Here is a 12,872-nt window from a genome sequence, read left to right as displayed (position 1 = left end):
AGATACGCGTTCGCGGCGGCATACGCCGCCTGCCCGTGGCGGCCCACCACGACCGAGATGGACGAGTACAGCAGGAAGAAGTCGAGCGGCTGCGCATCGGTCAGGCGCTCCAGCAACACCGCCCCGCCCACTTTCGCGCGCAGCGCGGCCGTGAACGCCGCCGCGTCCAGCGTGTCGAGCGGCGCATCGCGCACGACGCCCGCGCAGTGCACGACGCCGCGAATCGGCCGGCCGGCCGTGGCGAGCGCCTCGCGCAACGCGTCTTCGTCGGCGATGTCGGCCGCCGCCGCGCGCACCTCGACGCCGTCGGCGCGCAAGCGCGCGCAGGCCGCCTGCACGTCCTCGCCGGTTTCGCCCCCGCGACTGATCAACAGCAGATGACGCGCGCCGCGGCCCGCGAGCCAGCGCGCGGTCGCGAGACCGAGCGCGCCGGTGCCGCCCGTCACGACATAGGCCGCGTCGGCGTCGAGTGCCGGGATCGCGTCGGCCGCGCCGGCCCCCGCGCGCCGCAGGCGCGGCACCAGCACGGTCGCGCCGCGCACCGCCTGCTGCTCCTCGGCGGATGCGTCGCCAAGCAGCGCCGCGAGCGTGTCGAACGAGGCCGGCGCACCGTCGACATCGATCGTGCCGCGCCACGCCTCGCCCTGCTCGCGTCGCGCCACCCGCACGGCGGCGCTCAACGCGGCGGCGACCGGGTCGACGTCCTCCGCCGGCCCGGTCGCCAGCGCGCCGCGCGTGACGACCGTGACGGGCCCCGCCGACGGCGTCTCGGCCAGATGGCGCGCGAGCGCGCCCAGCAGCGCGCCGTGACGCGCGACGGCCGCCACCGGCTCACGCGCGGATTCGCGCGCCGCGTCGTCGAACGCAAGCACGATGCCGTGTTCGGCCGAGCCCGCCGCGCGGATCGCCTCGATCTCGGCGGCCACGATCGTGCAGCGTTCGCCCACGGCGTCGAGCGCGCGCGCCACCGCCGCGCAGCACGCCGGATCGCCCGCGACGATCCGGCCGCCCGGGCGGCGCGAGACGGCCGGCGTCGGCGCCGGCTGCCAGGCGACGCGGTACAGCGGCGACGACGCGTTCGCGCGGCGCTCGTCGACCCAGTAGCGTTGCCGGTCGAAGGCATAGGTCGGCAGCGGCGCGAGACGGCCGCCGGCGACGATCGCCGCCGGCCAGTCGACCGGCTGGCCGGCCACGTAGCGCTGCGCGAGCGCCGCCAGGCGCGCGGCCGGATCCTGCGCCGCGTCAGCCTCGGCGGTTGCCGCCGCGCGGCCGATCGGCATCGCGCCGCATACGCCGCTCGCGACGGCCGCGTCCTCGCCGCGCGCGAAGCGGCGCAGCTCGCGCGCCATCGCGTCGGCGCTCGCGGCGACCACCGCGAGCCGGTGCGGGAAATGCGAACGCGCGACATGCGACGCATGGCAGGCCGCCGCCCACGCCGACGCGTCGAGACCCGTCAGGTGATCGGCATAACGCGCGGCATTGCCGCGCAGCGAGGCGTCGGATTTCGCGGAGACGGTCAACAAGCACGCGCCCGCCTCAGCTTCAACCTCAGCCTCGGCCACATCACGCGCCGCTCCGCCCTCATCGACGCGCGGCGGCGCGACGACCACCGCATGCGCATTGGTGCCGCTGAAGCCGAACGAACTGACACCCGCGACACAGGGCGCGTCGCCCGCGTCGATGCGCTCGTTGCCGAGCGCGAGGCGCAGCGGCAGCGTGTCCCACTCGATGCCGCGATTGGGCGTGCGCACGTGCAGCGTGGCGGGCACCACGCCATGACGCACCGCGAGCGCCGCCTTGATCAGCCCGGCGATCCCGGCCGCGCCTTCGAGATGCCCGAAGTTGCTCTTGATCGACCCGAGCAGCACGCGCGCGTCCGGCGCGCGGCCCGCGAACACGGAGGCGAGCGCCGCCGCCTCGATCGGATCGCCGAGCGCGGTGCCGGTCCCGTGCGCCTCGACATAGCGCACCTGCGACGCGTCGATGCGCGCCGCGCGCAGCGCGCTGCGCACCAGCTCGCGCTGCGCATGCTCGTTCGGCACGGTCAGCCCCGCGCTGCGGCCGTCGTGGTTGACCGCCGAACCCGCGATCAGCGCATCGATCGCGCGGCCCGCGGCCTGCGCGTCGGCGAGCCGCTGCAGCACGACCACGCCGCAGCCCTCGCCGCGCACGAAGCCGTCCGCACCGTCGTCGAACGAACGGCAGCGGCCGCTCGGCGACAGCATGTGCGCCCGACACTCGGCCGCGGTCGACAACGGCGACAGCACGACGTTGACCCCGCCGACGATCGCGATGTCGCATTCGCCGGCACGCAGCGCATTGCAGGCAAGATGCACGGCGACCAGCGACGACGAACAGGCCGTGTCGATCGTGAGCGTCGGCCCGTGCAGGCCGAGCACGTGCGACACGCGGCCCGCGAGCACGCTGGGCGCATTGCCCGACGCCGTGTACAGGTCGACGTCGTCCGCGTCGCGGAAACGGTGCGCGTAGTCCTGGTGCATCACGCCCGCGAACACGCCCGTCGCCGAGCCTTTCAGCTCGGCGGCCGGAATGCCGGCGCGTTCGATCGCTTCCCACACCACTTCGAGCAGCATGCGCTGCTGCGGATCGAGCATCGCCGCCTCGCGCGCCGAAATCCCGAAGAATCCGGCGTCGAACGACGCCACATCGTCGAGAAAGCTGCCGGCCCGGCAGTAGATGCGCCCGCTCGCGTCCGGGTCCGCATCGAAGTAGCGCTCGGCGTCCCAGCGCTCGGCCGGCACCTCGCGCACGCCGTCCGCGCCGTCGAGCAGGCGCTGCCACAGCGCCTCCGGCGAATCGGCGCCCGCGAAGCGGCAACCCATGCCGACCACGGCGATCGGCGCGTGCAGCTGCTGCTCGACGCCGCCGAGCTTGCGCTGCAGACGCTCGATCTCGCGCAGCGCGTTCTGCATCAGGGCAGTCGTTTCGATCTGGCTCATCGCGCCCCCGCTCCGCGAAGTTCGTCCAGTTTCGCGGACAGCATTTCGACGATCTCCTCTTGAGACAGCTGCGCCGTATCGGTCGACGGCTCGATCTCGGCGGCGTGAGCCCGCGCGGCGGAAGCCGGCACCGGCTGCGTCGCCGGAGCGCTGTCCGTCGCGCCGAACAGCGTGCGCGCCAGATGGTCCGCGAGCGCGGCGATGGTCGGATTCGAAAAAATCACCGTGGTCGAGATCGTGCGGCCGAAACGTTTTTCGAGCCGCACGCGCAGATCGGTGATCAGCAGCGAATCGAGGTCGTAGTCGAACAGCGAGCGCTCCGGATCGAGCGAGGCGAGCGGCGTGCCGGTCACGGCCGCCGCGTCTTCCGCCAGCAGCGCGAACAGGCGCGGCCGCCGTTCGTCGGCGGGCAGCGCCAGCAGCTCGCTGACCGACGACGTGAGGCCGGCGCCCGGCTGCGCGGTGGCGATGCCGGCGAAGCGGCTCGCCGGCACATGCGGCGGCCACTGCTCGATCAGGCGCGGCCAGTCGACCGGCAGCAGCACGATGTGCGGCGGCAGCTCGGCCGCCAGCGCGATCTCGAAGGTCGCGCGGCCGCACTCGGTGTCGATCTGGCCGATGCCCAGCTGCGCGAGCCGCCGCTTCGCGGTCGCGCTCGTGCGGGCCAGCATGCCGACGTCCTGCCACGGCCCCCAGGCCATCGACTGCGCGGGCAGCCCTTGCGCGCGACGGTGCGCGGCGAGCGCGTCGAGGTAGGCGTTCGCCATCGCGTAGGTCGACTGTCCCGCGGCGCCGAATGCGGCGGCGGCCGACGAGAACAGCACGAAGTGCTCGAGCGGATGACGCCGGGTGCGCTCGTGCAGCAGCCATGCGCCCTGGGCCTTGCCGGCGAGGGTCGCGGCCAGCGACTCGGGCGTGACGTCGACGACGAGGCGGTCCTCGACCACGCCCGCCAGATGGCAGATCCCGCGCAGCGGCGGCAGCGTCGCGTCGATCTCGGCGAGCAGCGCATCGACGTCCGCCGCCACCGCCACGTCGGCCTGCTTCACCCGCACCTCGACGCCGTCGCGGCGCAGCGCGGCCAGCACCGCCTCGGCGGCGGCATCGGCCGGCCGGCGGCCGGTCAGCACCAGCGTGCGCGCGCCGAGCGCGGCGAGCCAGCCCGCGACGCGCAGGCCCAGTTCGCCCAGGCCGCCCGTGATCAGCCAGGTCGCGTCGCCCGCGAGCGCGAGATCCGCGCGGCGCGGCAGCGCGCGCTCGTCGAAGCGCGGCGCGCTGACCGCCTCGCCGCGCACCGCGACTTCGGTCTCCCGGTCGATGAAGTCAAGGCCGCGACGGATCGCGCGGGCGTCGCCCGCATGCAGCGCGAGCGTCTGGAGATGCGGCGTTTCCATCGCCACCGCGCGCGACAGCGCCTGCAGCGGCGCGGCCGCGGGCGCATCCGGCGCGAGCACGACGGCGATCCGGCACGGCAGGTCGCGCCGCGCGGCCGTCGCGAACAACGCGAGCGCCCCTTCGTAGAGCGCCGGCGCGGGCGCGTCCGCGCGCGCCTCGATCCCGCGGCAATCGACGATCAGGCCCGCCCGGTCGAACGGAATCTCGTCCACGCTCGCCACGACCAGCGTGTCCTTGCGCTCGTCGCGCAACAGCGAGGCCAAGCCCGCCGCGACCTGCCCCGCGTCGCGCAGGATCACGATCGGCTCCGGCAACGCGGCGCGCTCGCCGTCCGCCACGTCGCGCCATTCGACCGCGTAGCCCTCGCGCAGCGGCTCGATGCGCAGCAATTCATTGCGCGTGACCTCGCGCGATTCGAGGCCGGTCAGCTCGATCAGCATCCGGTTGGCGTCGAACACGCTCGCCGCGCCGCGCCCGGCCGACGCATGGCAGCGCATCCCGGCGCCCGTGCGCCCGTGCAGCGCGAGCCGCGCGATGCGGGTCGGCACGAACGCCTTGCTGCCGTCGGGCCGCGCGGCGGCCGCCACCAGCTGCAGCACCGAATCGAGAATCCCCGGGTGCAGCTGCCACCCCGCGTCGTCGGCGTCGGCGCGCATCGCGCAGGATGCTTCGCCATCGCCGACCACCATCTCCGAGAGCCGCCGGAAGGTCGGCCCCATGACAACGCTGCGCGCGCGCAGCCAGCCGTCGAGCAGCGCGGCGGAGATCGCTTCGCCCTGCACCGGCTGCGCCGGCGCGACGCCCGGCGCTTCGCCCGCGTCGACCCGCGCCGTCGCATGGATGTCGGCGGAATCGGGCGTCAGCACCGTGGCCTCGAAGCCCTCGCCGTCCCGCACCAGTTGCAGCTGGACGTGCCGCGCCGCACCCGGCGGAATCACCAGCGCGGCCGGGAATCGCAGGTCGCTCAGCACGCAGGCGTCCGATTCCGTGAGCACACGCACGCCGTCGGCGATCATCACCGCGAGCGCCGCGCCGGACACCACGACCTTGTCGTAGATCACGTGATCCTGCAGGAACGGCAGCGTGGCCACGCTCCATTCGGCGTCGAAGAAGATCGCGTTCAGCGCGGGCGCGTCAGTACGCCGTCCGAGGAACGGGCTCGCACCGCCCGTCGCGAAGCGCGGCGCGCGGTCGATCCAGTGGCGTTCGCGCTGGAACGGATAGGTCGGCAGCACCACGCGGTTGCCGTCGCGGTAGTGCTGTGCGAGATCGAGCGTCACGCCGGCCGTCCACAGCCGCGCGAGCGTGTCCGGTGAAGCCGGATCGAGCGACGCCATGCCGGCCGCCTGCGCGCCCAGCGCCACCTCGCCGAAATCGAGCACGTATTCCGCGCCCGCCGCTTCCAGCGCCGCCGTGGCGGCGGCGTCCGCCGTCGCGTTCGCGTTCGCGAGTTCGTCGCGCACGGCTTCCGCGCTGTCGAGCGGCAGGCCCGAGGCCGCCCCGATCCACAGCAGCGACGGCGCGACGGCGCGCGCCACGCGGCGCTGCCGCGCATCGTCGAGACTCAGCGCGCCCGCCGCGAAGGCCGCCGCGAACACGCCGTCGCCCGTCGCGCACACGCTGGCCGGCGTGACGCCGCTCGCCTGCCAGGCCTGCACGCCGGCCAGCGCCGCATCGAGGTCGCGCACGCCGCCGAACGCGAAACTCACTTCCGGCACGCGCGCCGGCAGCGCCGCCGCGATCACGCCCGCTTCGCGCTCGCCGGCGGCGAATGCGCGCAGCGCACCGATCAGTTCCGCGCGGGATTCGGCGCGAAACGCCGCGCGCTGCTCCCAATGACGACGCCCGAGGGCCGCCGTCAGGCACGCATCCTCGATCCGCAGTTCGGGATTCCGTTCGAGAAACGCCGCATAGTCCGCGCACAACGCGGACAGCGCCGCGTCGCCGCGCGCCGACAGCAGCAGGAGCGGCGCGACGTGCGGCGTGCGCGGCGCGCGCGGCGGCGCGGCCTCGATGATCACGTGCGCATTGGTGCCGCCGATGCCGAACGAACTCACGCCCGCGCGTCGAACCGGCGCCGCCCACGGCGTCGTCGCCGCCGGCAGGTAGAACGCCGACTCGCCGCGCAGCGCGTCGATCGCCTGCGCCGCGCCGAGCGCGCCCGGAATCTGCCCGTGCTCGACCGCGAGCGCGGCCTTGATCAGCCCGCACGCGCCCGCCGCCGCGTTCAGATGCCCGACATTCGCCTTCAGCGTGCCGAGCGCGCAGCGTGCGTCGGCGTCGGCGCGCTCGCCCAGCGCCGCGCGCAGCGCGGCCAGTTCGACCTCGTCGCCGATCGCCGTGCCCGTGCCGTGCGTCTCGACATAGCCGATCGACGCCCCGTCGACCTCGCTGAGCGCGAGCGCCTGGCGGATCACGTCGTTCTGCCCGCGGCCGCCCGGCGCGGTGAAGCCGACCTTCGCCGCGCCGTCGTTGTTGACCGCGCCGCCGCGGATCACCGCCATGATCGGATCGCCGTCGGCGAGCGCGTCCTCCAGGCGGCGCAGCACCACCACGCCCGCGCCGTTGCCGAACACCGTGCCGCTGCTGTCGGTCGTGAACGGCCGGCACGCGCCGTCCGCGGACAGGATGCTGCCCTCCTCGTATACATGCCCCTGCCGCTGCGGCAGCGCGACGCTGACCCCGCCCGCGACCGCGAAATCGCACTGGAAGCTCAGCAGCGCCTGCAAGGCCTGGACCACCGCGACGAGCGAGGTCGAACAGGCCGTCTGCAGCGTGATGGCCGGGCCGCCGAAGTCGAGCCGGTAGGCGACCTGCGTCGCGAGATAATCCTTGTCGACGCCGACCCATTGCTGCAGATAGCGATTCGGCGAGGCGCGATCGAGCCGGTCGCGCACGTGGTCGACGAGATAGTCGACGCTGGCCGAGCCGGCCCAGATGCCGACGCGCGCGCCGCGCACCGCGCCGTGCCCGGCGCGTTCGAGCGCCTCGTGCACGCATTCGAGGAAGATCCGCTGCTGCGGGTCCATGGCCGCCGCCTGCGACGGCGGGATGCCGAAGTACGCGGCGTCGAACTGGTCGACGCCGTCGAGCGGGCCGCCCGCGCCGACGAAGCCGGGCTGGGCCAGCACCGTCTCCGGCACGCCCTCGCGGCGCGCCGCGTCGGCGCCGAAGCGCTCGATCCCGACCCGGCCGTCGGCGATCATCGACCAGAACTGTTCGAGGGTGGCGGCGCCGGGCAGGCGGCAGCTGGCGCCGATGATGGCAACGGCGTCGACGGGTGTTTCGTAAGTCATCACAAAGCCTCCTTGCGTGCGCGTACGCGCTGTCGATAGGCGCGTACGCCGTCGACGTCAGTCGTAGGTGAAAAGGTTGCCTCGCCCGAGCCGGCGCGCGCGGCGAGCGCGCGGATCGTGGCCAGCGAGAAGAATTCGACGAGCGGCGGCACCGCGACGCCGCGCGACGCGAGCAGCGCGCGCAGCCGCACGATGTGCATCGAGGTGGCGCCCGCATCGAAGAAACCCTGCTGCGGGTCGATCTCGACGCCGACCACCTCGGCGAACGCGGCGCGCATCGTCGCCTCGAGCGAGGTGTCGCGGCGCGCCGCGACCGGGGCCTGGACCGGAGCGGCGGACGCGGCCGACGGGGCCGCCATGGCGGCGAGACGGGCGCGGTCGACCTTGCCGTTCGCCGTGAGCGGCAGCGCATCGAGCACCATCACGTGATGCGGCTGCATGTAGGCGGGCAGATGCAGGACCAGCTCGGTGCGCACGGCCGCGACGACGTCGCCGTGCGACCCCGGGTGCGCGACCACGTGCAGCTGGATCACCGTCGCGCCGTGGCGCTTGGCCACCGACGCCACCGCGCGCGCGACGCAGCCCGCGCGCATCGCGGCCGCCTCGATCTCGCCCAGCTCGATCCGGTAGCCCTGCACCTTGACCTGCCCGTCCATGCGGCCCAGCAGTTCGAGTTCGCCGTCGGGCAGCCAGCGCGCGAGGTCGCCCGTGCGGTACAGCCGCCGGCCCTCGGCGTCGAGGAAGAAGCGGCGTTCGGTTTCCGCGTCGTTGCCGAGGTAGGCGAGCGCGAGGCCGCGTCCGCCGAGCAGCAGCTCGCCCACCACGCCGTCCGGACGCTCGCGGCCGTCGGCCGTGCGCACGAAGCACTGCTGGTTCGACAGCGGCCGGCCATAGGGAATCGACGCGAGCGCCGCGTCGGCGGGCGCGATCGGATGCACGACCGACCAGATCGACACTTCCGTCGCCCCGCCCAGGCTGATCGGCCGCAGCGCCGGAAACGCGTCGCGCAGCCGCGCGGCCAGCCCGGGCGCGATCCAGTCGCCGCTCAGGAGCGCGAGGCGCAGATCCGGCGAGCGCGGCGCCGCCACGTCGAGCAGCAGTTCGAGCACGGCCGGCACGGAGTTCCAGATGGTGACCTGTGCGTCGCGCAGCGCCTGCGCGATCGCATCGGGATCGCGCGCGCGCTCGGGGAACACTACCGTGCCGCCCGCCGCGAGCAGGCCGAAGATGTCGTAGACCGACAGGTCGAAGGCCAGCGACGATACGCACAGCGCGCGATCGGCCGGGCCGACCGCGAAACGCGCGTTGAGGTCGTCGATCGTGTTCGCGGCGGCGGCGTGCGCGATCAGCACGCCCTTCGGCCGCCCCGTCGAACCGGACGTGAAGATCACGTAGGCCGCGTCGTCCGTGTCCGTGTCCGTGTCCGTGTCCGTGTCCGTGCTCGTGTCCGTGCTCGTGTCCGGCTCCGGCGCGCTGCGCGGCAGCCGCAGGTCGAGGCGCAGCGTCGGCACCGGCAGCGCCAGGTCGCCCGCCGTCGTGACCGCGTGACGCGCGCCCGCCTCCCCGAGCAGCTCCTCGATGCGCGCGATCGGCCAGGACGGCTCGATCGGCAGGTACACCGCGCCCGCCAACACGATGCCGAGCAGCGCCGCGACCGCGCGCGGGCCCGGCGCGACGATCGCCGCCACCACCTCGCCGCGCGCGACGCCGCGTTGCCGCAGCGCGCCGGCGATATCCTCCGCGTCGCGCAGCAGCGCGCCATACGTCAACGTCGTCCCGCCCTGCATCACCGCGATCGCCTCGGGCGTCGCCCGCGCATGATGGACGATCGGCGTCTCCAGCCGGCGCGGCGCGCGCGCGACCCCGGTGGCGTTGGCGGCCGCGCGCCGCGCCGCCTGCTCCGGCGCGAGCCGCGCGATCGTCGGCCGTTCGACGGCGGCCGCTTCGGTCGCGATCGTCTCCAGCGCGCCGAGGAAGGTCGCGAACATCGCGTCGACCAGGCCGTCGGGGAACAGCTGCGCGACCGATTCCCACATCACGACCAGCTGCTCGCCGCGCCGGCCGAGAATCGCGTGCAGCGACACCTGCGGCGTCGGATTGGCTATGTCGACCACGCGCCCGATGCCGTCGAGGATCGCCAGATCGTCGGCCGGATCGCCCGACAGCAGGCTCGTCAGCACCACCGGCATCAGCACGGGCGCGCCGTTGCGGCGGGCCAGCTCGCGCAGGATCGATACGCCGGAGCACCACGGCGCGTCCAGATCGGCCCACACCTGCTGCTGCACCGCCTGCGCGAACGCGCCGAACGATGCGTGATGCGCGCTCAGCGTCAGCAGGGTATTGCTCGTGTAGTCGCCGATCGCCTGCCCAGCCTGCGCCGCCCGCGTATTGCAGGTCACGTTGAGCGTGAAGGCGTGGGACGCCGCCCACAGCCGCAGCACGTCGGCGAACGCGGCAATGCACAGCGACGTGAGCGTGACGCCCAGCGCCTGCGCGCGCGCCGTCAGCGCGGCGGACAGCGGCGCGCTCAGTTCCGCGCGACAGGCGGCGAAACGCGGCTCCGCGACCTCGGCGAGCGCCATCGTCATCGGCAGTTCGGGGGCCGGCGCGACCGATTCGACCCGGCGCAGCCATGCCTCGCGGTGCGCGTCGGGCAGCGACGGCGGCGGCAGCGGCGCGATGAACGGCGCGGGCGTGTCGGCCGCGCCGTGAACCAGTTCGTGCATCAGCAGCAGGAAGCTGCGCAGGTCGCCCGCCAGCAGCCCGAGCCGGAGGTGCAGGATCGCCGTGCTGTCGGTGAGGCGGGTGACGGCCGCGACGACGGGCTGCGCATCGCGCTCGGCCAGCAGCGCGCGCGTCGCGCGCAGGCATTCGTCCACGGCCGCCGCGTCGAGTCCGCGCAGATCCTGCTGCGGCAGGGGCAGGTCATAGGCGTGCGCATCGAACACCCCGCGCCCGTCCGCGCACACCGTCATCCGCAAGGACGGATGACGCGCGACGAGCTGCGCGAGGCGCCGGCCCAGCTCGGGCACGCGCGCGGCGTCGACCTCGAAGTCGACGCGGATGTGCGGCGCCACGCTGCCGAGCGGCACGCCGCCCTGTTGGCCGATCCAGTAGGCCTGCTGCATCTCGGACAGCTCGAACGGCTCCCCGGCGGCGTACTGCCGCAATGCGGCGGGCGCGGCGGCGGGCGCGCGCGGGCCGTCGGCGATCATGTCGCGCAGCTGCCCGGCCGAGGCCGCGAACAGCGTCGCGAACGACAGTTCCACGCCGTGACGCGCGCGCACGGCGGCAGCCAGCCGCGCGGCCGACAGCGAGTCGAGCCCGAGGTCGATGAGCCGGGCGGCGGGATCGGTCGCGGCCCCGGGCACGAAGCGGGCGATCTCGGCCAGGAGCGCATCGTCGGCCGCGTCGCCGCCGTCGTCGGCCACGATCCGCAGCTCGCCGCGCAGCAGCGCGTCGCGCGTGGCGATCCGGCGGGTCTTGCCGCTCGACGTGCGCAGGATGCTCCCGCGCCACAGCAGCACGATGCGCGCCGGAGCCACGCCATGCGCCCGCGTGAGCGCCGCGCGAATCACCGGCAGGATCGCGCGCGCGGCCGCCTCGTCGCAGCCGGCGCGCACCTCCGTGCCGACCAGGATCCCCTCGCCGTCCGCGCCGTCGACCGCGGCCGCGAACACGCGCCCCATGCGGATCGACGGATGGCAGGCCGACACGGTGTCTTCGAGGTCGTGGCTGTAGAAATTCCGGCCGCCGACGATGATCAGGTCTTTCAGGCGGCTCGCCACGAACAACGCGCCGTCATGCAGGAAGCCGAGATCGCCGGTCCGCAGCCACGGGCCGTCGCCGTCCGCCAGCCGCGCGCCGAAGATCTCGCGCGATTCCTCCGGTCGCCGCCAGTAACTGTCGGCGACCGTGCGCCCAGCCACCCAGATTTCGCCGATGGCGTCGGGCGAGCACGGCACGCGCGTGTCCGGGTCGACGATCCGCACGCGCGTATCGATCAGGCTCGCGCCGCACGCCGCCAGCTCCACGCCTTCCACATCCGTCGCCACGCGGCCGCGCGCCAATGCGCCGCGCTCGAAACGCATGCTGCGCGTGCCCTCTCCGCAGCGCCCGGCGGTCACTTTCAGAGTCGCCTCGGCGAGACCGTAGCCGGGCACGACCACGGATTCGCCCAGCCCGAACGGCGCGAACGCCGCCGTGAAGCGGCGCACCGTGTCGCAGCGCACGGGTTCCGCGCCGTTGAGCGCGTAGCGCAGCGACGACAGGTCGGTGCCGGGCGCGAGATCGGCCGCGCGGTCCGTGCACAGCGCGTAGGCGAAATTCGGCGCGGCCGTGTGCGTGCCGCGCCGTGCCGCGATCGCGCGCAGCCACGACATCGGCTGCGCGACGAATTTTTCCGGCGCCATCAGATAGGCGGGGAAGCCACAATGCAGCGGCGTGAGGATGCCGTAGACGAGGCCCATGTCATGGAAGTACGGCAGCCAGCTGACCATCACGCTGCGCGCGTCGTGCATCGCGCCGCGATCGAGGTCGTCGATCGTCGCGCACAAGCCCGTGTGCGTGACCACGACGCCCTGCGGCGTGCGCGTCGACCCCGACGTGTATTGCAGCAGCGCCGGGCTGGTATCGGCCACGACCCGCAGGAAGGGCGCGCCGCGCTCGCCGTCGTCCGTGCGCATCCAGCGCAGGTCCGGCAGCGCGTCGCGTGCTTCGGCGGTCAGCGCGATGGTTGCGCCGCAGTCGTGCGCGATCGCGACCATCGTGTCGCGACCGTGGCGAGGCGTGATGGGAACGGGAATCACGCCGGCCAGGCAGCAGCCGAAGAACGCGGGAACGAAGTCCAGCGGATCCTGGTAGACCAGCATCACGCGGTCCCCGATCGCCGTCTCGCGCGCGAGGCGCGCCGCGATCGCGGATGCGCGCTCGCACAATGCCGCGTAGGTCAGCACCGCGTCCCGCGTCGGATCGGCCGATGCATACGCGAGCAGATCGGGCGTCGCTTCCGCACGCGACATCAATCGTCCAGCGATGGACAACACGTCGCGGCGCGACCCGGCCGATACGCCGTTGGATGAAACATTCATTGCGCGTTCTCCGTCGTACGGCCATCGTGCCGGCGCGTGCGCACCGCCGGGTCGGTCCGATCCGGCCCGGATCCGTTCCGGACCGAGATCCGCTCGGCGCCGTCGACCCGTCGCTTCAATTCGACCTTCAT

Annotated in this window: 4 protein-coding genes (1 of these 4 running past the window's edge); all 4 read right to left on the bottom strand. The window is 74.0% G+C overall.

What is annotated here, in order from left to right; all coding sequences use genetic code 11:
- Tightly spaced (each overlapping or abutting the next), the 4 genes in view from Bsp3421_RS03205 to Bsp3421_RS03190 form a layout consistent with a single transcriptional unit that may run on beyond the window.
- On the bottom strand, positions 1–2,960 hold the 5' portion of the coding sequence (locus Bsp3421_RS03205; protein WP_273995381.1) for a type I polyketide synthase. The gene continues 628 nt to the left of window position 1, outside the view; 2,960 of the gene's 3,588 nt are visible here — the first part of the coding sequence; the start codon lies at positions 2,958–2,960; its stop codon lies beyond the left edge, outside the window.
- Positions 2,957–7,651 carry an SDR family NAD(P)-dependent oxidoreductase gene (locus tag Bsp3421_RS03200; protein ID WP_273995379.1) on the bottom strand — a complete coding sequence of 1,565 codons (4,695 nt, stop codon included), beginning with the start codon at positions 7,649–7,651 and terminating at the stop codon, positions 2,957–2,959. Before Bsp3421_RS03200 ends, Bsp3421_RS03205 begins: the two co-directional genes overlap by 4 nt.
- Positions 7,651–12,741, bottom strand: a complete 5,091-nt coding sequence (locus Bsp3421_RS03195) for a non-ribosomal peptide synthetase (protein WP_273995377.1) — start codon at positions 12,739–12,741, stop codon at positions 7,651–7,653. Before Bsp3421_RS03195 ends, Bsp3421_RS03200 begins: the two co-directional genes overlap by 1 nt.
- The gene (locus Bsp3421_RS03190; RefSeq protein ID WP_273995375.1) at positions 12,738–12,872 is read right to left on the bottom strand and encodes a hypothetical protein; all 135 of its coding nucleotides are present in this window, start codon (positions 12,870–12,872) and stop codon (positions 12,738–12,740) included. Before Bsp3421_RS03190 ends, Bsp3421_RS03195 begins: the two co-directional genes overlap by 4 nt.

It is taken from the genome of Burkholderia sp. FERM BP-3421 (assembly GCF_028657905.1).
In the GTDB taxonomy this organism is placed as follows: domain Bacteria; phylum Pseudomonadota; class Gammaproteobacteria; order Burkholderiales; family Burkholderiaceae; genus Burkholderia.
The sequence above is the reverse complement of the archived record's forward strand: the minus strand, read 5'-3'. Positions and strand labels throughout refer to the sequence as shown.